Raw genomic sequence first — 20,384 nt, forward strand, 5'->3', positions numbered from 1 at the left:
GATGAAGACCGGCCGCGATGTCGCCATCGGCGCGTTGCTGGGCGCCGACGAGTTCGGTTTCGCGACCGCGCCGCTGATCGCGGCCGGCTGCATCATGATGCGCAAGTGCCACCTGAACACCTGCCCGGTGGGCGTGGCGACCCAGGACCCGGTGCTGCGCGCGCGCTTCACCGGCCAGCCCGAGCACGTGATCAACTACTTCTTCTTCGTGGCTGAAGAGCTGCGCGAGATCATGGCCGAGCTGGGCTTCCGGACCATCAACGAGATGATCGGCCGGGTTGACCGGCTCGACATGCGCGAGGCCGTCGATCACTGGAAGGCCGGCGGGGTCGACCTGTCGAAGCTGCTCTACGCCGCCGCTCCGGAAGGGGCCAAGGGCCTCTGGAACATGGACCGCCAGGAGCACGGTCTGGGCAAGGCGCTGGACAACACCCTGATCGCCGACGCCATGCCGGCGTTGGAACGGGGCGAGCCGGTGATGCGTGAATACGCCATCAAGAACGTCAACCGCACCGCCGGCGCCATGCTGTCGGGCGAGGTCGCGCGGCGCTACGGCCACACTGGCCTGCCGGAAGACACCATCGCGCTGAAATTCCGCGGCCAGGCGGGGCAGAGCTTCGGCGCCTTCGCGGCCCGCGGCGTCAGCCTGGAGCTGACCGGCGACGGCAACGACTATGTGGGCAAGGGTCTGTCGGGCGGCCGGGTGGTCGTGCGCCAGCCGCCGGAGTCCAACCGCGATCCGACCCAGAACATCATTGTCGGCAACACCGTGCTCTACGGGGCCATCGCGGGCGAGGCCTACTTCCAGGGCGTGGCGGGCGAGCGCTTCGCCGTGCGCAACTCCGGCGCCGTGACGGTGGTCGAGGGCCTGGGCGACCATGGCTGCGAGTACATGACCGGCGGCGTCGTCGTGGTGCTGGGCGACACGGGCCGCAACTTCGCGGCCGGGATGTCCGGCGGCGTGGCCTATGTCTATGACCCCAAGGGCCGGTTCACGCCGCTCTGCAACTCGGCCATGGTCGAGCTGGAGAAGGTGGAGCCGTCAGGGCCGACGACCCGCGAGGACGAACCCTTCCGACCGAGCCAGCGCTCGCTGTCGGTGGAGAACAACGGGATGGGCGACGTGCTGCGGTTCGACGCCGAGCGCCTGCGCATCTTGATCGAGCGGCATCACCTCTATACGGGCTCGGCCCGCGCCCGCGAGATCCTCGAAAACTGGGACGAGGCCTTGGGCTCGTTCGTGAAAGTCATGCCTAAGGACTACCGGCGCGCCCTGATGGACATGGCCGCCGAACGCCAGGCGGCAGCCGCCGTCGCGGCCGAATAGCCCTTAGAAGTCGGAGTAAGAACATGGGTAAGCCCACCGGCTTTCTTGAGATCGAGCGCCAGGAACGCACCTACGACGCCCCGCAGGAGCGTCTGAAGACCTGGAAGGAATTCGTCCATCCGATGCCGCAGGCCGATGTGGCCCAACAGGCGTCGCGATGCATGGATTGCGGGATTCCGTTCTGTCACCAGGGCTGCCCGGTGAACAACCAGATCCCGGACTTCAACAATCTGGTCTATCGCGACCAGTGGAAGACGGCGCTGGATAACCTCCAGTCGACCAACAACTTCCCGGAGTTCACCGGCCGCGTCTGCCCCGCCCCGTGCGAGGCGTCCTGCACGCTGAACATTGTCGACACCCCGGTCACCATCAAGGTGATCGAGTGCGAGATCGTCGATCGTGGATGGCAGGAAGGCTGGATCAAGCCGCAGATGTCCGAGCGCGGCACCGGCAAGCGCATCGCCGTCGTCGGCTCGGGCCCGGCGGGTTTGGCCTGCGCCCAGCAGCTGGCGCGCGCCGGTCACGCTCCGACCGTCTTCGAGAAGAGCGACCGCATCGGCGGTCTGCTGCGCTACGGCATTCCCGACTTCAAGATGGAGAAGCATCTGATCGACCGCCGCGTCGCGCAGATGGAGCAGGAAGGCGTGATCTTCCGCACTAATTTCGAAGTCGGCGTGACCGTCTCGGTCCAGCGGCTGTTGGACGACTACGACGTGCTGGTCATGGCTGGCGGGGCGGAAGATCCGCGCGACCTGGCGATCCCCGGCCGCGAACTGTCGGGCGTCCATTTCGCGATGGATTTCCTGACCCAGCAAAACAAGCGCAACGCCGGCGACGACGAACTGCGCGCGGCGCCGGGCGGCGCAATCTCGGCCACCGGCAAGCATGTGGTGGTGATCGGCGGCGGCGACACCGGGTCGGACTGCATCGGCACCTCCAACCGCCACGGCGCGGCCCTGGTGACACAGCTCGAAATCATGCCGCAGCCTCCGGCGCGCGAGAACAAGCAACTGACCTGGCCTGACTGGCCGCTGAAGATGCGGACCTCGTCCAGCCACGAAGAGGGCTGCGAGCGCGACTTCGCCGTCACCACCAAGCGTTTCATCGGCTCGAACGGCAAGGTCGAGGCCATGGTGTGCGCGCGGATGGAGTGGGTGGTCGGCGACGACGGCCGTGAGTCCCTGTCCGCGGTCGAGGGCAGCGAGTTCGAGCTGAAGGCCGATCTGGTCCTGCTGGCCATGGGCTTCGTCGGTCCGCGCCACGCCGGGTTCGTGACGCAGGCGGGGGTCGATCTGGACCCGCGTGGCAACGTCAAGGCGCCGGTCAGCGACTACCAAACCACCGCCGCGAACATCTTCTCCTGCGGCGACATGCGTCGCGGCCAGTCGTTGGTGGTCTGGGCCATCCGCGAGGGCCGTCAGTGCGCCCAGGCGGTGGACGCCTATCTGATGGGAACCAGCAAGCTGCCGCGTTGACAAGCTTTGCCGTTGAGCCGGCGAGGGCGGCCGCGTTAGGCTGCGGCATGATCCGTTCGTCCCTCGCCGTATTGACGGCTTGCCTGGCCCTTCTTCCCGGCTTCGCCTTGGCGGAAGGGCAGGCCGAGAAGCTTACGGTCTACAAGGGCGCGAGCCTGATCGACGGGACGGGCGCGCCGCCCCGGCCGGGGATGTCGATCCTGGTCAAGGGCGAGCGGATCGAGCGGGTCTGGAAGGACGGCGAGATCGCCTTCAAACTGCCGCCGCAAACGGTGGTGGTCGATATGGCCGGCCAGTATGCGCTGCCGGGCCTGATCGACAGTCACGAGCATCTGGCGACGCCGCCGAACCGGCCGTTTGCGCAAGCCCATCTGCGGCGCGATCTCTACAGCGGCGTCACCGCCATCCGCGACATGGCCGATGATCTGCGCAACGTCGCGGACTTGGCGCGAGCCACACGCATCGGCGAGATCCCCGGACCCGACATCTATTACGCGGCCCTGATGGCCGGCCCTTCGTTCTTCGAGGATGAGCGCGTCCAAGCCGCCTCGCTGGGCGCCAAGGGCGGCGAAGTCTCCTGGATGCAGGCGATCACCCCACAGACCGACCTGCCGCTGGCCGTCGCCCAGGCGCGCGGCATCGGGGCTTCGGCGATCAAGATCTATGCGAACCTGTCGGGCGAAGAGGTGGCGCGCATCACCGCCGAGGCCCACCGCCAGGGCGTGCCGATCTGGGCGCATGCGGCGGTGTTCCCGGCCACCCCGGCCCAGGTTCTGGACGCCGGCGCCGACGTCGTCAGCCACGTCTGCATGCTCGCCTATCAGGTCTCCGACCAGATCCCCGGCCAGTACCACAAGCGCGCGGCGGTCCAGGAAGAGAAGTTCGGCACGTCGGTACATCCCGAGATCGCCAAGCTGCTGGCCAAGATGAAGGCCGACGGGGTGGTGCTGGACGCCACCGTGCGGATCTACGAGGCCATGAAAGGGCGTCCGACCAAGCCCTATTGCTCGACCGAACTGGCCGCCCAGATCACCAACCAGGCGCTGCAGGCCGGGGTGATCATCTCGGCGGGCACCGATGGCTTCTCGGCTCCAGACGCGCCCTTCCCGGCGCTCTATGAAGAGCTCGAACTGTTGGTGAACCGCGCGGGCTTCACCCCGATGCAGGCCATCGTCGCGGCGACCCGCAACGGGGCGCTGTCGGTCCGCAAGGATCCGGACTTCGGCACCATCGAGGCCGGCAAGCTGGCGAACCTGGTGTTCACGCGCCAGGACCCGTCGAAGGATATCGGGGCCCTGCGGAGCCTGACCCTGACCGTCAAGCGCGGGCAGGCCTATCCGCGAACCGACTATGACCCCAAGGCGGACGCCGCCGTTCGGAAGGAAGACTGATGATTTCGCGCCGCCAGACCCTGGGCTTCGCCGCCGCCCTCGCCGTCATGCCCGCCTTTGCGCGCGCTAGCGCCAGCGATCCGATAATCGTCAACGCCCTGGGCGGCCTGGCGAACCCGAACCTGCAGATCGGCCGCCCGGCCGGACTGGCCGCCGACACGTCCAGGCTAGACTTTGACGAACGCGCGCTGCGTGACGCCCTGGCCTCGGGCCTGACGGCGGTGAACATCACGCTTGGCTATGTGGCCGGTCCGCAGGATCCCTATACCTACACGCTGGAAACCATCGACGCCTGGGACAAGGTGATCGCCGACAACAGCGGCAAGCTGCTGCTGGTTCGCACCGCCGCCGACATCCGCTGGGCCAAGGCGCAGGGCAAGATCGGGGTGATCTACGGCTTCCAGAACGCGGTCCAGATCGGCGAGCACGCTGAACGGGTCGATGAGTTCGCCGCTCGCGGCGTCCGGATCGTTCAACTGACCTATAATCCGGCCAACATGCTCGGCGACGGTTCGATGGTTCCGGAGAACCGTGGCCTGAGCGAGCAGGGCCGTAAGGTGGTCGCGAAGCTGAACGCCGCCAAGGTGATGGTCGACCTGTCGCACTCGGGCGAGCGCACCTGCCTGGACGCTATCGCCGCTTCCAAGACGCCGATCTCGATCAACCACACCGGCTGTCGGGCGCTGACCGACCTGCCGCGCAACAAGACCGACGCCGAGCTGCGCGGCGTGGCCGAAAAGGGCGGCTTCGTCGGCATCTACTTCATGCCGTTCCTGGCCCCCGACAGTTATGCCAAGGCAGACGACGTGGTGGCCCATATCGGTCACGCCCTGAATGTCTGCGGCGAGGACCATGTCGGGATCGGCACCGACGGCTCGGTGGCGACCATTGACGACATGGAGGCCTACAGGTCCGCGATCGCCGTGGAGCATGAAGAGCGCAAGGCCGCCGGCATCGCGGCCAAGGGCGAGCGGGCTGACACCCATCCCTTCATCATCGATCTGCGCGGACCCGATCAGTTCCGCAAGCTGACCGCGATGATGGAGGCCAAGGGCCACAAGCCGCGAGTGATCGAGAAGGTGCTGGGCGCGAACTTCGTGTCCTACGCCGAGCGCGTCTGGGGCTAAGCCAAGAGCGCGGCTCCGCGGGAACGGAGCCGCGCGCTAGAGCTTCAACCCATGAAGCGTCCTGCGACCCAGTAGGTCAGGGCGCTGATCAGCGCCGCCGCAGGAAGGGTGACGACCCAGGCGGTGACGATTTCCTTGGCCACGCCCCAACGCACGGCCGAGACGCGGCGCGCGGCGCCGACCCCGACAATGGCGCCGGTGATGGTGTGGGTGGTGGAGACCGGGACGCCCATGCTGGTCGCTGCGAATAGGGTGATCGCCCCGCCGGTCTCGGCGCAGAAGCCCTGCATCGGCGAGAGCTTGGTGATCCGCGAGCCCATGGTGTGGACGATCCGCCAGCCGCCGAACAGGGTGCCAAGACCCATGGCCGCCTGACAGGACAGCACGACCCACAGCGGGACGTGGAACTCGCCATTGGCCGGGCCCATGCCGTGGGCGATCAGCAGGGCGGCGATGATCCCCATGGTCTTTTGGGCGTCGTTGCCGCCGTGCCCCAGCGAGTAGAGCGAGGCCGAGACGAACTGCATCTTGCGGAACACCCCGTCCACGGCCCAGGGCGTGAAGCGCACGAATGTCCAGGACACAATCAGCACCAGCAGCAAGGCCAGGAAGAAGCCGGTGGCCGGGGAAAGCACGATCGCGAAGACGGTCTTGCTGAGGCCGCCCCAGACGACGGCGCTCATGCCCGCCTTGGCGAGCCCCGCGCCGACCAGGCCGCCGATCAAGGCGTGCGACGAGGAGGAGGGGATCGCCATCCACCAGGTCAGCAGGTTCCAGCCGATGGCCCCTATGAGGGCCGAGAAGATCAGGCCGTCGCTGATCAGCTCGGGCATGATGATGCCCGAACCGACCGTCTTGGCCACGTGCAGGCCAAAGAACAGGAAGGCGATGAAGTTGAAGAACGCCGCCCAAGCCACGGCGGCGAAGGGCGGCAGCACCCGGGTCGCCACGATCGTGGCGATCGAGTTCGCCGCGTCGTGCAAGCCGTTCAGAAAGTCGAACGCCAGCGCGACGACGATCAGGAAGATCAGCAGCGGCCCGTAGCCAGCAAGGAGCTCCACGCGTCTAGACCTGCTCGATCACGATGCCGCTGATGCGGTTCGCCACATCCTCGAAGCGGTCCATCACCTTCTCGAGGTGGCTGTAGAGATCGACGCCGACGACGAAGGCCATGGGGTCGTCATGTCGGTGAGCCAGGAACAGCGCCTTGCGGCCGGCGTCGTAGATGACGTCGGAGCGATCCTCGATGTGGGTGATCTGTTCGGTCAGCTGGTTCAGGCGGGTCACGTTCTGGCGCATGTTGGCCATCAGGCCCACGGCCTCACGGGTCAGCAGGGCGGCCTCGACGATGATGTCGGCCATTTCGCGCATCGGATCTTCGAACTCGCGAAGCTCGAACAAGGTGACCACCTTGGCGGTCTTCTGCATCTGGTCGATGGCGTCGTCGAGCGAGGTGATCAGGTCCTTGATGTCGCCCCGATCAAACGGGGTGATGAAGGTTCGGCGGACGTTCAGCAACACCTCACGCGTGATGTGGTCGGCGGCGTCCTCGTGCGCCACGACTCGGGCGCAGGCTTCGGCAACCCCGTCGCCGCCCTTCATGATGTCGCGCAGGGCGTTCGCCCCTTCAACCAGCGTTTCAGCGTGGTCGCTGAAAAGCGTGAAGAATTTCAATTCCTTCGGCATAATCGCCTGGAACCAGCTCAGCATCTTTTCCGTCCGTCGTATGTGGGTCGCGACCGCGGAGGCGCGCTGTTCCCGCGCGCTCTTAGCTGCTTCCTGCGTCCGACCCAAGGGGTTCGCCACCGCTGACGTGCAGGTGTGGCGGTGAGGCGCGCTCGAACACCTGAAGCGCCTTGCCCTGGAACACTGGCTTCCAGTTCTGGAGCGGGGGGTGAACGCCAATGGCGACCACGGTGTCGATATCGGCGAGTCGTCCGGCTGGGCGGGTGGCGTCAGGGCCGACCAGAACGGTCTGGGGCCGCCCGCGAAGGCCCAGGAAAACCTGATGGGCCATGCTCTCGTCCTGCGCGATGACGGCCACGCCGCCCAATCGTTGAGCCACGATCAGGTCGGCTTGCCGAAGCTCGGCGCCCAGGGCGGCGCGCGCCGGGCGCAATGAGTCTTCCCACGCGACATCGACCAGGGTCGCGAGCGCGGCGAGGACCACGAAGGTGGCGAGCCAAATCCGCTGGGTGGGCCAGACGGTGAAGGCCATGGCGGCGGCGGCGCCAAGGGCCGCCACGGTGGCCAGGGCGAAGTAGGGGATCGCGGGGGCCAGATCGAGCCGCGACAGATCAGGCCGGAAGAAGGCGTTCAGCGCCGCGGTGTCCCAGGGCAAGGCGAGCGCGCCGCTGAACAGGCAGATCGCAAGGCCCGCGACGCCGACCGCGACGACCAAGCCCATGGCGCTCCGCCACCAGCGCGCTCCATCGCGGTCGAACTCGGCGATGAACGGGGCGGCGGTCAGCCAGAGGATCGGCGCCAAGGCCTCGAAGTCTCGTCCCAGGATGCGGTGGGGTTCGGCCACTCCAAAGGCGGCCGTCATCACCAGGGTGATGATCAGCGAAGTCAGCACGAACAGGAAGGCGATCTCCTGCCGCTCCAGGCGGAAGGGGCCGAGCTTGCGCGCCGTGATCCAGCGCCAGCGCATCTCGATCCGCAGCAGGCCGGTCAGCGCCGGAACGCCGGCCAACAGCAGGAACGACGAGATGAGGGGGGCCAGGGACCGGGTCGTCGCCTCCAAGGCCTCCGTCGTCACCCGGTCGCTGATCGCCGCGAGCTCTGGCCCGCTGAACAGGAAGGCGAAGGGCGAGACGATCGGCTGACCCCCCAGCAGCAGGATGAGATTTCCCCCGACTAGGAAGACGGTCGAAAACACCGAGACGCGCCCAATGAAGACCCGAACATCCCGCCGCCCGAGAGCGACGTCGAGCAGCGCCAGGATCAGCACGGCCATGGCGACCGCCAGGCCCTGGGGCTTGAGCGACACCAGGACGGCGCACAACGCCCCCGCGGCCATGGCGTGGAGGATCGGGCGGCCAAGATAGACGCGGCCGGTCGCCAGGACGAGCAGGCCCAGGACGCCGACGAACCAGCCGTCCGGCAAGGCCGCGAAGGCGAAGCGATAGTAGGGGAAGGTCAGGGCCAGCAGCAGGAAGCCCAGCGGCGGCGATTGTCCAGCCTCGCTTCGCGTGCTGCGATAGACCAGCAAGAGCCCGGCGAAATAGGCGCAGGCTCCGAGCACGCGCAGCCAGACCAAGAGGTCCTGGGTGACGTAGGTGGTGGCCCGGACGATCAGGAAGAAGGCGGTGTTGTTCAGGCCTTGGACGCCCGGCAGCAGGTCGGGGTGGCCGGGCATCGCCTTTCCGTACAGCGCCTGGATCAGATAGCCGCCCTCGGTGGCCGGATAGAACGGCAGATCCAGTAAGATGCGGCCGGCATAGACGAGCAGGACGCCCAGCAAGGCGAGCGCCAACAGACCCGCGCCCATGCGCAAGCCCGTCCCCGTCGCTCGTCCCGCCGCCCTCGGACTCATGCCGGCAATCTGGCCGGTGTCGGAAACCCTGGCTAGGCGCCCCGGCGCAGCTTGGTGAAATGAGCGGGGAAAGGTCACGCCTGTTTCCAGGCACGCCAAGATCGTTGATCAATGACGTCTTGATGACTCGATGAGGCCGACATGCGCGCGATCCTGAGCCCCCTGTTCCTGAGCGCCGGCCTGGCGCTGGCCTCGCCTGTGAGCGCGCAGGACCTGCTGATCCACGGAGGTCCGATCTATACGGGCGGTGCGAAGGTCGAGGCTCTGGCGATCAAGGACGGCAAGGTGGCCTTCGCCGGTCCGCTGGCGGGCGCGCGCCAGGCCGCGCCGGCCGCCCGGGACGTCGATCTGAAGGGAGCCGCCGCCTATCCCGGATTCGTCGACGCCCACGCCCATCTGTCTGGCGTCGGCTTTCGTGAAATGACCCTGACCCTTGAGGGCACGCCTTCGATCGAGGCCTTGGCCCGGCGGCTGCAGGATTGGGACGCCAAGCATCCGGGTTCGGATCCGATCGTCGGCCGCGGCTGGATCGAGACCCATTGGCCCGAGAAGCGCTTTCCCAGTCGCGCCGACCTGGACCGGGCGGTTCGCGACCGTCCCGTGGTGCTGACCCGCGCCGACGGTCATGCCCTGGTCGCCAATTCCAAGATGCTGGCCCTGGCGGGAATCACCCCGGGCACGCTCGCCCCGGCGGGCGGCCAGATCCTGAAGGACAGCGCGGGCGAGCCGACCGGCATGCTGATCGACAATGCGATGGAGTTGGTCGAGGCCAAGCTGCCGAAGCCGAGCGCGGAGATGCAGGCGCAGGCGGTGAAGCGCGGTGTCGACCTCTACGCCTCAAGGGGCTGGACGGGCCTGCACAATATGGGGGCCTCGGCCCAAGAGGTGGCGATGCAGGTCGCGCTGGCGGCCCAGGGACAGCTGCCGATCCGCGTCGACAACTATATGACCCAGACCGAAGGGCAGGGGGTGCTGACGCGGGGCCCCTCGCAGGACGCCAGCGGCCTGGTCCGCACGCGCGGGGTGAAGCTGTACATGGATGGCGCGCTCGGATCGCGCGGTGCGGCGCTGCTGACGCCCTATGCCGATGCGGAGGGGACCGGCCTGCTGCTGACCCCACCCGAGACCATCAAGGCCGTGCTGGCGCAGGCCAAGGCCTCCGGCGCCCAGATCGCCACCCACGCCATCGGCGACCGCGGCAACCGCCTGGTGCTGGACGCCTACCAGCAGGCCTATGGCCCCGACGCCGCCGGCTTGAAGGCCGCGCGCTGGCGGGTGGAGCACGCCCAGGTCCTGGCCCCGGACGACCTACCGCGCTTCGCCCGGCTTGGCGTTGTGGCGTCCATGCAGCCGTCGCACGCGATCGGCGATCTGTTCTTCGCACCGAGCCGGCTGGGGAGCGAACGATTGAAGGGCGCCTATGCCTGGGAGAGCCTGCTGAAGACCGGCGCGGTGATCGCGGCCGGATCGGACGCTCCTGTGGAGAAGGGCGATCCGCTGGTGGAGTTCTACGCCGCCGCCTACCGCCACGACCTGAAGGGCTTCGCCGGAGCGCAGTGGGGGCTGGATGAAGCCGTCACCCGCCAGCAGGCGCTGACCATGCTGACCGCCGGGCCGGCCTATGCGGCCTTCCAGGAGGGCGATTTGGGGACTCTGGCGGTCGGCAAGCCCGCTGACCTGTCGGTGTTCTCCGTCGACTTGATGACCGCGCCGTTCGCCGACATCGCCAAGGCGCATGCGGTGATGACCATCGTGGGCGGCAAGGTCGTTTACGAAGCGCCCCGGTAGGCGTCGATCCGGGCCTCAGCCGCGCGTCCGACCTCGGCCGAGGGGCGGTTCGTCTCGAACAACTGCGTGGTGGAGATAGCCGCCCTCGATCCGCAGCAGCAGGGCGTCGCCCAGCCGCCGTGGCGCGACGAGCGCGATAACCGCCTAGGGTCGGCGGTCCAGGCCCATTCGCACGGGGCGCTAAGGAACCGAGCGCGTCGGGACCTGGATGTCGCAGACGGTGAAATCGGCGCCCTTGGCGGCGCGGACCTCTTTGACCAGCGCACCGAACGCGGCGCTGTGTTCGTCGAGGATCTCGATCCGGGGCCGTTCGACGGGCGGCAGGTCGGCGGCGAGGCGGACCTTGATCATCCGGTCAGGATGGGCCGGCGGCTCGCCGACGGTCATGGCGCGGACGACGTCCAGGCCCTGAACCACCGCGCCCCAGACGGTGTAGTCGCGGTCCAACCGGCGGCTGGCCTCGCGCATGAAGAAGATCTCGGAGTTGGCGGTGGTCTCGGCGGCCTGGCGACCCATGCCCGCGACGCCGGGGCAATAGGCGCCCCAGGCCAGGCGGCCCGCCTGCGGGTTGCGCTGAAGCTCGATGTCGGACGCCGCGGCGAAGGGCGTGGCGCCGACGAAGCCCGATATCGCGTCGCTGGACCGCGCGACGACGGCGGCGTGCCCGGGCTGCTTCATGCGGAAGGTGAATTCCGGCGCGAGGTCGGGGTGACGCGAGACCCCGCCGTCCTTGTTGTCTGGATTGCCGGTCTGGTCGACGAAGTGATCGACCACGCGGTGGAACAGCAGGCCGTCATAGACGCCCTCGCGCGCCAGCAGCTTGACCCGCTCGACCGCCAGCGGCGCGAAGTCAGGGCGCATCTCGACGACGATCCGGCCCTTGGTGGTGTCGATGACCAGGGTCTGGGCGGGATCGAGCGCCCGCCACTCGCCCGCATGGGCGGCCGGGGCGAGCAGGGCGACGGCGAGAGCAAGGGCGCGGATCATGTCCCAGCCTGGCCGATCTTCGACAGGTCGAAGGGCGTCGTCTGGTAGAGCTGGTTGATCCAGTTGCCGAACAGCAGGTGGGCGTGGCTGCGCCAGCGGTTTTCCGGCGGCCGCGTCGGATCGTTGTCGGGGAAGTAGCTGTGCGGGGGGGCGATCGCCTTTCCGGCGGCGATGTCGCGGAAATACTCTTCGCTGAGCGAGCCGGAATCGTACTCGATGTGATTGAACATGTGCAGCGAGCGGTGGGCCGGATCGTCCAGCAGGCACAGGCCCGCCTCGTCGGATTCCATCAGGATATTCATGCCGCTAGCGGCGGGAATGTCTGCGCGCAGCACCTCGGTCCAGCGTGAGACCGGGATCGAGAAATCATCGGAGAAGCCGCGCAGATAGGGCGAGGCCGGCGCGAGATTTCGGTGGCGGTAGACGCCGAACGCCTTCTCCTCCAGCAGGTATTTGGGCATGCCGTGGAAGTGGTGGACCGCGGCCTGGGCGCCCCAGCAGATGTTGAAACAGCCGTGAACGTTGGTCTGGGTCCAGTCGAAGATCCGGCGCAGTTCGTCCCAGTAGGTGACCTCTTCGAACGGCATGGTCTCCACCGGGGCGCCGGTGATGATGAAGCCGTCGAACCGCTGGACGCTGATGTCCTCCCAGTCGTGGTAGAATGAGATGATGTGGTCGCTGGGGGTGTTGCGCGCCACGTGGTTGGTCATCTTGACCAGGGTCAGCTCCACCTGCAGCGGCGTCGAGCCGAGCAGTCGCGCGATCTGGGTCTCGGTCCTGATCTTGTTGGGCATCAGATTGAGCAGGCCGATACGCATCGGCCGGATGTCCTGGCGCACGGCGTCGGCTTCACCCAGCACCATGACGCCTTCGGCGTCGAGCGTGGCGCGGGCGGGGAGGTCGTCTGGAATTTTAATCGGCATCGACTGGTCTCGCTAGGCCGCGCCCCTGGCGGCCGAGGTGATTTGGCCATCCGTATAGCGCCTGTGGCAGGCGATGCGCTCGGCTAGATGTGCGGGCGGGGTCATTTGTCATCGGCGGGGCCTCGGGCCTAGGGTGGGCGAGCGGCGATGGCCCGGAGTTCGACGATGGCGAGGATGATCTCCGGAGCGGCGGTCCAGCGGGCTCGCCGGTTTGTCGAGACAACCGCCCGACCGTTGGACCGGGCCTATCTCGACTACGTCCTGCCCACGAGCGCAGGCTCGGCGGACCTGGTCATCGCGGAGTTGGCGAGGTTCCAAACTTCGGAAGGCGGCTTTGGACGCGCGTTGGAGCCGGACATTCGAACGCCAGCGCCCAGCGCCATCGCCACGAGTATTGCTTTTCAGTACATGCGCGGGATTGGCCTAGCGGCGCAGGGCTACCTAGCCCCCGCCGCGATCAAATACCTGCTTGCGACGCTGGATCGGCGGGCCTGGGTTTGGCCGGCCATTGACGAGCGGGTCGATGAAGGGCGGCACGCCCCGTGGTGGGCGCCCAATCTGGCGCGGTTTCGGGGCTATGTTCTCAATCCCACGGCCGAACTGCTGGGCTACCTGTACGACCACCGCGCCGACGTGCCGGATGAGGTTCTGGAGCGGGTGAGCCAGGGCGTGCTGAGCGCCGTCGAGGCCGCGGGGGTGATCGAGAGTCCCTACGAGCTTTGCTGCTGCATGCGGCTTGTCCAGACGAACGGGCTGCCAGCCGAAGTGCGAGGGCGCCTCCAGGCGCTGCTTCTTCCGTCGCTGATGGCGGCGGACCCTGACGACGAGCATCTCGACCTCCTGCGCCTGATCCCGACGCCGGGCTCGTTCGGATACGAGGTGGTCCGCGGCGGCCTTGAGCGCCAGGCGGAGCGATTGATCGCATCGCAGGGCGACGACGGCGGGTGGCGCCCGAGCTGGGAGCCGTGGGACGCGGAGGCGCACGTCGAATGGAGCGGGGTGATCACCAGCCAGGCGCTCATCAGCCTGTCCGCGCATGGCTATGTCGCGGCGTGAGCGCGGCTTACTAAGATGTAATGCAAGCTACCTTGTGACGCACACTACCTTGCGGTACGTACTAGCGAACATTGGAGATGTCTCGTGGTCGAAGCCGTTCAAGTCCAGCTGAAGAAGGGGGTGCTCGAGCTTTGCGTGCTGGCCTTGCTCTCCCAACACGACAGCTACGCCTACGAGATCGCGAGCCGCCTGGCTGAAGGGATCGATATGGGGGAAGGCACCATCTATCCGCTGATGCGGAGGATGCAGAACGACGGGTTGGTGGACACCTATCTGGTCGAGAGTTCGGCGGGGCCACCGCGTAAATACTACAAACTGACCGAGGCTGGAGTTGAGAGCTTTTCCGCGCAAAAGGCGGAATGGGCTGCATTTTCCCGCGCGGTCGAAGCCATTTTGGGAGACGCCGCATGAACCGCCAAGCGTTCATCGACCGGTTGCGGCTGGGCCTGTCGGGCCTGCCGCCCAAGGCCATCGCCGAGGCCGTCGCCGACTATGAGACCCACTTCACCGAGGGGCTGGCCGCGGGCCGGACCGAGGAAGAGGTGGCCGACGCCCTGGGCGATCCGGCCCGATTGGCCCGCGAACTGCGCGCCGAGACCGGCCTGAAGCGGTGGGAGGAAGAGCGCAATCCGACCTCCGCCGCGGGGGCGATCTTCGCCGTGCTCGGGCTCGGCGCCATCGACATCCTCATCCTGCTGCCGATCCTGATGACCGTGGCCGGGACGCTGTTTGGCCTGATCGTGGCGGCCATCGCCATCTTCGTGGGCGGCGGGGTGGTCTTCGCCGCCGGTCCGTTCCTCAATCCCCCAGGCGGAGCGGCCGTGGCGCTGCTCGGCGGCATCGGCCTGATGGCGGCCGCGGCGTCGCTGGGCGCCATCCTCACCCTTTGCGTCATCGGCCTGGTCAATGCCCTGGTCTGGTACGGACGCCTGCACTACCGGCTGTTGAAGCCCGCCATGGAGCCTAAGTCATGAGCAAGGTGGCCAATCCGATGATCCGTGTCCTTGTCCTGATCGCCATCACCGGCTTCTTCGTCGCCATCGTGGCGCTGGCCAGCGCCGCCGCCCTGGGTGGACCTGAACTGGCGACCCACAAGTGGGGCTGGTATTCCAACTGGGATATCGACGACCGCTTCGATCGGCACGATCATGATCGCGACGACGGCGATCACGATCGGCCGCCGGTCGCCTCGACGGCGACGCGGGAACTGGCCTGGGACGGTTCGTCCAAGGTTGTGTTCGCCATCCCCGCCAGCATCGAGTTCACCCAGTCGCCCGGACCTGGCCGCGTCAGCATCACCGGGCCGCGCGACGTCATCGAGCGGGTGACCCTGTCGGGCGGAAAGCTGAGCCTGGACAAGCCCGTAGAGGGCTATGTTCGGCTCCGGGTCGTGATGAGCGCGCCGGCCGTCACCGAGTTCGACCTGGGCGGCGACGACGAGCTGGAGATATCGAACTACAAGCAGGACAAGCTTTCGATCGTCGCCAGCGGCTCGTCGGAGGTGACCGTGCGAGGCGAGGCCAAACAGGTCAGCCTCGATCTGTCGGGGTCCAGCGAGGCCGACCTGTCTCAGGTGATCACTGAATCCGCCACCGCCGACGTCTCCGGCACGAGCGAGGCGTCCATCGCGCCCAGGCTGTCGGCGAAGATCGAGTCGTCCGGCTCCAGCGAGGTCAAGCTGACCACCAGGCCCGAGCGGCTGGAGACCGACCGCGCCGGCTCAGGCCGGGTGATGTTCGACGACGGCAGCGACGCGGTCGATACGCCCGCGCCAGCGCCGCTGCCTGTCTCGGCTTCGAAGACCTAGTTGCGTGTCTTCAGGGCGCGGGCGACGACGGGGGCCAGGCCCTGGGCGATGACGATCACGCCCTGGGCGTTGGGATGGAAGCCGTCGCTCTGGTTCAGGCGCGCGACCTGGGTGACGCCGGCCAGCAGGTTGGGATAGAGGATCGCGCCGTGCGCCTTGGCCACGGCCGGAAACACAGCCTGGAATTCGCGGGCATAGGCCTTGCCGATCACCGGCGGCGGGTGCAGCCCGGCCAGCACCACGGCGATCTTCCGCGCCCGCAGTCGGGCGACGATCTTGTCGAGGTTGGCCTTGGTGCGCTTGGGATCAAGTCCCTGCAGCAGGTCGTTGCCGCCCAGCGCGACGATGCAGACCGTGGTGTCCTTCTGGACGCTGAAATCCACCCGCGCCAGACCGCCGGCCGTGGTGTCGCCGGAGACGCCGGCGCCCCGCACCACCGCGTTAGCGCCCAGCTTGCGAAGCTGCGCCTGGAGTTGGACGGGAAGGGCGGCGTTGCTGGGCAGGCCAAGTCCGGCGGTGATCGAGTCGCCGAGCACGGTGACCACCGGCCGCGTCTGGGCGAGGGCCTGAGCTGGCCATGCGGCCAAGGCGGCGGCGAGCATGACGCGCCGGGTCGGAAAGCTTCTGGGTGTGTCGTCCATTCTGCTGTCCTATCTAGGTCATACCCCGTGAAGCTCAATCACCCCTGAGGTCTCCTTGTCCGAAGACTATCCGCCGCTCGTCGTGAGAGATGTCTCACTCACCCTCCCGTCAGCGGCCGGTCCCGTGGAAATCCTGCGAGACTTGAGCTTTTCCGTGGCGCCGCGCGAGCGCGTGGCGATCACCGGGCCGTCGGGCTCGGGCAAGTCGTCGCTGATCGCCGTGGCCGCCGGGCTGGAGCGGCCGACCTCCGGGAGCGTCGAGCTCCTGGGCCGGCCGCTGGCGAAGATGGACGAGGACGGCCGCGCGCGGCTGCGGCGTGGTCGGGTGTCGCTGGTCTTCCAGGCCTTCCACCTGCTGCCCAACATGACGGCCGAGGAGAACGTCGCCGCGCCGCTGGAGATCGCCGGGATCTCGGACGCCGACCGCGTGGCCCGTGAGTGGCTGGATCGCGTCGGGCTGTCCGGCCGCCTGCGGCACTATCCGCACCAGCTGTCGGGCGGTGAGCAGCAGCGCGTCGCCTTGGCGCGCGCGCTCGCGCCGCGGCCGGCCTTGCTGTCCGCCGACGAGCCGACCGGCAATCTCGACGCCGTCAACGCGGCCATGGTCGCCGACCTGCTGTTCGGCCTGGTGTCGGAAGAGGGCGCGGCCATGGTTCTGGTGACCCATGACGCCAGCCTCGCGGCTCGCGCCGACCGGCAGGTGCGGCTGGGCGGCGGCATGGCGTCGCCGGCATGACCCTTTTGGCCCTGCGGTTCGCCGCCCGTGAACTGCGCTCGGGGGTGAAGGGGTTCCGGATCTTCCTGGCGTGCCTGGCGCTGGGCGTGGCGGCCATCGCGGCGGCTGGCTCGACGGCGGAGGCCTCCCGCCAGGGCCTGGCCAGCCAGGCGCGGGAAATCCTTGGCGGGGACCTGGCCGTCACCGTCGAGCAGAGGCTGTTCGATCCCACCGAGCGCCAGGCCATCGAGGCGACCGGCAAGACCGCCTGGGCGGTCGCCGCGAGGGCCATGGCCCAGGCTCCGTCCGGCGAACGGCGGCTGGTGGAGCTTCGCGGTGTCAGCGAGGCCTACCCCTTGGCGGGGCAGGTGACGCTGGAGGGCGGTGGCGGGTTGGCGCAGGCGCTGGCGCCGCAGGGCGGCGTGGCCGGGGCGGTGGTCGAGCGGGTGCTGCTCGATCGCCTGGGGCTCAAGATCGGCGACCACATCCTGGTCGGCGAGCTGCCGCTGATCGTGCGCGGCGTGCTGGTGCAGGAACCTGACCGGCTGTCGCGAGGCTTTGCGCTGGGGCCGCGCGTCATGGTGCGTCGCCAAGCGGTGGAGGCGGGCGGCTTCCTGCAGCCGGGCTTGCAGTTCGTCGAGACGGCGCGGATCGCCCTGCCGGACGGCGTATCGCCGACCCAGGCCCGCAAGGCGCTGCGCAAGGTGATCGAGGATAGCGGCGTGAGGATGCGCGACCGCGAGGACGCCGCGCCCGGCATCCGCTGGCTGATCGATCAGCTCGAATACTTCCTGGGCTTCATCGGCCTGGCGTCGCTGGTGGCCGGAGGCCTGGGCGTCTTCGGCGCCGTCACCGCCTTCCTGGAGGAGCGCAAGCCGGCCATCGCGGTGCTAAAGGCGCTGGGGGCCGAGGGCGCCTTCATCCGCAATCTCTATTTGGCGCAGATCGGGGTTTTGGCCCTGTTGGGCGTGGCCATCGGCTTGGTGCTGGGGGCCGCCGCGCCGTTCGTGTTGGGCGGGCTGATCCCCGACGACCTTCCGGTTCCGGCCCTGTTCGCGCTCTATCCGGGACCGCTGATCCGCGCTGGCGCATTTGGCCTGCTGTCGGCGGCGGCCTTTTCGCTGGTTCCCCTGGCGCGTGCCCGAGCCACGCCGCCCGCCAGCCTGTTCCGCCGCGACGTCCAGGGCGGCTTGAAGCTCAGCGTCGAGACGGTGGGCGCGGCCATTGCTGGCCTGGCCCTGGCGGCGCTGTCGGTGCTGACGGCCCCGACGCCGCTGGCGGCGGGCCTCATGATCGGCGGAGTGGCGGTGTCCTTCGTCCTGCTCTGGGGTCTGGGCCTGCTGGCCGCGAAGGCTGCGGGCCGGCTACGGGCGGGCACGCGCGGATCGCTGCGGATGGGGCTCGCCAATCTGGCTGGGCCGCGCTCGGCGGCGCGCACGGCGGCTCCGGCCATTGGCCTTGGGGTGGGACTGCTGGCCTCGGTGGTGCTGATCCAGTCCAGCCTGCTGCGTCAGGTGGCCGAGGTGGCGCCCAAGACCGCGCCGGCCATGGTGTTCACCGAGATCCCCGGCGCGCGGGCCGCCGAGTTCGACCGCGTGGTCGGCGCCGCTTTCGGCGAGAAGCTCACTGTCGACAATTATCTGCGCGCGCCCTTCCTGACCGGGCGCGTCGTGGCGCTGAACGGCAAACCGGTGGACCGCAAGGCGATCGCCGAGAAGGAGCGCTGGGCCTATGACAACGACATCTCGATCTCGGCCATCGGCGCCGAGCCGCCGTCGGCGCAGGTGATCGAGGGCAGGTGGTGGCCAGCGGCCTATTCCGGCGCGCCGCTGCTCGCCATGGAGATCGACGCCGCCAAGGCCGGCGGGCTGAAGGTCGGCGACACTGTGACCCTCCAAGTCCTGGGCCGGGAGATCGAGGCGAAGCTCGCGGTCCTGCGCAAGGTCGATGTCGGCGGCTTCGGGGCGAGTTTCCCGCTGGTCCTGACGCCGTCGGCGCTGGAGGGCGCGGAATTGCGTCATGTCGCCATCGCCAAGGGCGACAAGGCGCAGGAGACGAGGGTGACCCAGGCCCTGGGGCGCGATTTCCCGGAGGTGAACGTCATCTCGGTGCGCGAGCAACTGGAAGCGGCCACCGACCTGTTCGACCGGCTGGCCCTGGCGATCCGTGGCGCGGCGGCGGTGGCGGCCCTGGCGGGCCTGCTGGTGCTGACCGGGGCCATCGCCGCCCGGGCTCAGGCGCGGACGCGGGAAGCCTCGATCCTCAAGGTGCTGGGGGCTTCACGATTGCAGATCATTTCCGCCTACGTGCTGGAGTACGGCGCGGTAGGGGTGATCGCCGGCCTGACTGGCGTCGCGCTGGGGTGCCTGGCGGCCTGGCCGGTGGTGACGCTGGTGTTCAAGGCGGACTGGGCCGTTGACTGGACCGGGGTTGCGGCCTTGGTCGGAGGCGCGGCTGTCATGGCCGGGCTGGGGGGTGTGTTGGCGTCGCTGCATGCGCTCGCCAAACGACCGGCTGCCGCACTTCGTGCTGAATGATCGTCCCATATTAAGAATCTGGTCACCAACGCAGCGCGTATTCCTGTTAATGATGTCCGCTCAGCACACCAGTCCCGCTTTCGATCATGGCGCCGCGCTAAGGGTGCCGCCGCCGCATGACACTCGTAGCTGGCACAAGCTGTGGGCCTGGCTGGGCGACGACGCCCAGGCCATGACCGAGGCCGGCGCGGTGCAGGTCTGCACCCCCGACGGATGGACCATCGCCCAGCCCGGCGACTGGATCGTGCTGTCGGTCAGCGGCGATTTCCATGTCGCGCGCACCGGCGGCCGCCGCTTCTGGGACGCCTGAACGACAAAACGCCGCCCGCCTTTCGGCGAGCGGCGTCCTGATGTCTTAAGCGCTAGAGCTTAGGCGAAGGCATAGGCCTGACGGCGACGCGAGGTGCGGACCATTGAGCCGACAGCGCCGAAGCCAATGATCATCATGGCCCAGGTGGCCGGTTCCGGCACGGCGCTGCTCAGCGGGGCGCTGATGGTGATGTTGTCCAGGATGAGCTGATCGTAGCCATACTTGTTGAACTTATTGCCGCTGATGCTTTGGACCCGGAGTTCGTCGAAGAGTTGGCCATCGGTTCCAGAGAAGCCGATCGTCTTCAACGACGATGAGGCGATGTTGCCGAGCCCGTTGACGAAGCCGCTGAACACCAAGGCGCCGTCCTGGAACAGTTGGTATTGCAGTTTGGCGTTACCAAACCAGTTGCTGCCGCCGGCGAGGAACTCGATGGCGCTGAAGTCGCCGCCGTCGGCCAGCGAGATCTTGGTGTAGCCGGAGCCGCCGCCCAGCGGGGTCCAGCTGTGCTTGCCGACTGGGTTCAGGGTGGTCAGGGTGGTCAACTCGCGGCCGACGTACTGAACCTTGACGCCGCCTTCGGTGTAGCCGGCGGCGCCATTGTAGAACGTGCCGCCGATGGCTTCGAAGCCATTGGAGTTGCCGGTTGCGCCCAGGAAATCGCCGTTGTGGACGGTGACGCCAGCTTGCGCGGCGGTGGAGATCGACAGACCGGCGGCCAGCGCCAAGACCAGACCCTTGATATTCATATTCAGCCCCCGA

Annotated in this window: 19 protein-coding genes; 12 read left to right on the forward strand and 7 right to left on the reverse strand. The window is 68.1% G+C overall.

The features are described 5' to 3' along the window. From Q7T84_RS03195 to Q7T84_RS03210, 4 genes are all read left to right on the forward strand, one after another. Nucleotides 1-1,327: glutamate synthase-related protein (locus tag Q7T84_RS03195; RefSeq protein ID WP_304806258.1), on the forward strand; the 1,327-nt coding region annotated here is incomplete at its 5' end. 23 nt (nt 1,328-1,350) lie between these two features. Continuing rightward, a complete protein-coding gene (locus Q7T84_RS03200; protein ID WP_304806259.1) occupies nt 1,351-2,802 on the forward strand; it encodes a glutamate synthase subunit beta in 1,452 nt (483 codons plus the stop codon). 47 nt (nt 2,803-2,849) lie between these two features. Further along, nucleotides 2,850-4,193, forward strand: a complete 1,344-nt coding sequence (locus Q7T84_RS03205; RefSeq protein ID WP_304806260.1) for an amidohydrolase family protein — start codon at nt 2,850-2,852, stop codon at nt 4,191-4,193. After that, nucleotides 4,193-5,320 (forward strand): dipeptidase, encoded by a 1,128-nt coding sequence (locus Q7T84_RS03210; RefSeq protein ID WP_304806261.1) that lies wholly within the window; start codon nt 4,193-4,195, stop codon nt 5,318-5,320. Before Q7T84_RS03205 ends, Q7T84_RS03210 begins: the two co-directional genes overlap by 1 nt. A 44-nt stretch (nt 5,321-5,364) precedes the next feature. Here the strand turns inward: Q7T84_RS03210 and Q7T84_RS03215 are convergent, their stop codons facing one another. The 3 genes from Q7T84_RS03215 to Q7T84_RS03225 are packed head-to-tail and all read right to left on the reverse strand — an operon-like array spanning nt 5,365 to nt 8,813. Continuing rightward, nucleotides 5,365-6,381 (reverse strand): inorganic phosphate transporter, encoded by a 1,017-nt coding sequence (locus Q7T84_RS03215; RefSeq protein ID WP_304806262.1) that lies wholly within the window; start codon nt 6,379-6,381, stop codon nt 5,365-5,367. 4 nt (nt 6,382-6,385) lie between these two features. Next, nucleotides 6,386-7,030, reverse strand: a complete 645-nt coding sequence (locus tag Q7T84_RS03220; protein WP_304806263.1) for a DUF47 domain-containing protein — start codon at nt 7,028-7,030, stop codon at nt 6,386-6,388. Nucleotides 7,031-7,088: 58 nt separating this feature from the next. Then, nucleotides 7,089-8,813: a hypothetical protein gene (locus tag Q7T84_RS03225; RefSeq protein WP_304806264.1), complete on the reverse strand. Its 1,725-nt coding sequence runs from the start codon at nt 8,811-8,813 to the stop codon at nt 7,089-7,091. 186 nt (nt 8,814-8,999) lie between these two features. On the opposite strand from Q7T84_RS03225, the gene Q7T84_RS03230 reads away from it, so the two are divergent. Beyond that, on the forward strand, nt 9,000-10,646 hold the full coding sequence (locus Q7T84_RS03230) for an amidohydrolase (protein ID WP_304806265.1): 1,647 nt from the start codon (nt 9,000-9,002) through the stop codon (nt 10,644-10,646). 180 nt (nt 10,647-10,826) lie between these two features. Here the strand turns inward: Q7T84_RS03230 and Q7T84_RS03235 are convergent, their stop codons facing one another. Both Q7T84_RS03235 and metA read right to left on the reverse strand, forming a co-directional pair. Continuing rightward, nucleotides 10,827-11,633, reverse strand: a complete 807-nt coding sequence (locus tag Q7T84_RS03235) for a peptidylprolyl isomerase (RefSeq protein WP_304806266.1) — start codon at nt 11,631-11,633, stop codon at nt 10,827-10,829. After that, the gene (gene metA / locus Q7T84_RS03240; protein ID WP_304806267.1) at nt 11,630-12,556 is read right to left on the reverse strand and encodes a homoserine O-succinyltransferase; all 927 of its coding nucleotides are present in this window, start codon (nt 12,554-12,556) and stop codon (nt 11,630-11,632) included. The genes Q7T84_RS03235 and metA overlap by 4 nt, the downstream gene beginning before the upstream one ends. 165 nt (nt 12,557-12,721) lie before the next feature. Between metA and Q7T84_RS03245 the strand changes: the two genes are divergently transcribed. The 4 genes from Q7T84_RS03245 to Q7T84_RS03260 all read left to right on the forward strand — a co-directional run bounded on the left by Q7T84_RS03245 (nt 12,722) and on the right by Q7T84_RS03260 (nt 15,419). After that, complete coding sequence (locus tag Q7T84_RS03245) at nt 12,722-13,612, forward strand: hypothetical protein (RefSeq protein WP_304806268.1); 891 nt, start codon at nt 12,722-12,724, stop codon at nt 13,610-13,612. An 84-nt stretch (nt 13,613-13,696) separates the two neighbouring features. After that, nucleotides 13,697-14,023, forward strand: a complete 327-nt coding sequence (locus tag Q7T84_RS03250; protein WP_304806269.1) for a PadR family transcriptional regulator — start codon at nt 13,697-13,699, stop codon at nt 14,021-14,023. Continuing rightward, nucleotides 14,020-14,586, forward strand: a complete 567-nt coding sequence (locus Q7T84_RS03255; RefSeq protein ID WP_304806270.1) for a DUF1700 domain-containing protein — start codon at nt 14,020-14,022, stop codon at nt 14,584-14,586. Before Q7T84_RS03250 ends, Q7T84_RS03255 begins: the two co-directional genes overlap by 4 nt. After that, nucleotides 14,583-15,419 (forward strand): GIN domain-containing protein, encoded by an 837-nt coding sequence (locus tag Q7T84_RS03260; RefSeq protein ID WP_304806271.1) that lies wholly within the window; start codon nt 14,583-14,585, stop codon nt 15,417-15,419. Before Q7T84_RS03255 ends, Q7T84_RS03260 begins: the two co-directional genes overlap by 4 nt. On the opposite strand, the gene Q7T84_RS03265 is transcribed toward Q7T84_RS03260, so the two are convergent. Continuing rightward, nucleotides 15,416-16,060, reverse strand: coding sequence for an arylesterase (locus tag Q7T84_RS03265; RefSeq protein WP_304806272.1), 645 nt, complete (start codon nt 16,058-16,060; stop codon nt 15,416-15,418). The two genes, Q7T84_RS03260 and Q7T84_RS03265, sit on opposite strands and share 4 nt — an antisense overlap. Nucleotides 16,061-16,115: 55 nt before the next feature. On the opposite strand from Q7T84_RS03265, the gene Q7T84_RS03270 reads away from it, so the two are divergent. From Q7T84_RS03270 to Q7T84_RS03280, 3 genes are read left to right on the forward strand one after another with little or no spacing between them, the layout of a single operon-like run. Beyond that, the gene (locus Q7T84_RS03270; RefSeq protein WP_304806273.1) at nt 16,116-16,796 is read left to right on the forward strand and encodes an ABC transporter ATP-binding protein; all 681 of its coding nucleotides are present in this window, start codon (nt 16,116-16,118) and stop codon (nt 16,794-16,796) included. Next, nucleotides 16,793-19,312: an ABC transporter permease gene (locus Q7T84_RS03275; protein ID WP_304806274.1), complete on the forward strand. Its 2,520-nt coding sequence runs from the start codon at nt 16,793-16,795 to the stop codon at nt 19,310-19,312. Before Q7T84_RS03270 ends, Q7T84_RS03275 begins: the two co-directional genes overlap by 4 nt. Before the next feature lie 49 nt (nt 19,313-19,361). Beyond that, a complete protein-coding gene (locus Q7T84_RS03280; RefSeq protein ID WP_304806275.1) occupies nt 19,362-19,622 on the forward strand; it encodes a hypothetical protein in 261 nt (86 codons plus the stop codon). Nucleotides 19,623-19,681: 59 nt separating this feature from the next. Here the strand turns inward: Q7T84_RS03280 and Q7T84_RS03285 are convergent, their stop codons facing one another. Further along, nucleotides 19,682-20,371, reverse strand: coding sequence for a PEPxxWA-CTERM sorting domain-containing protein (locus Q7T84_RS03285; RefSeq protein WP_304806276.1), 690 nt, complete (start codon nt 20,369-20,371; stop codon nt 19,682-19,684). Between the last annotated feature and the right edge of the window lie 13 nt (nt 20,372-20,384).

The organism is Phenylobacterium sp. (assembly GCF_030654915.1).
In the GTDB taxonomy this organism is placed as follows: Bacteria; Pseudomonadota; Alphaproteobacteria; order Caulobacterales; family Caulobacteraceae; genus Phenylobacterium.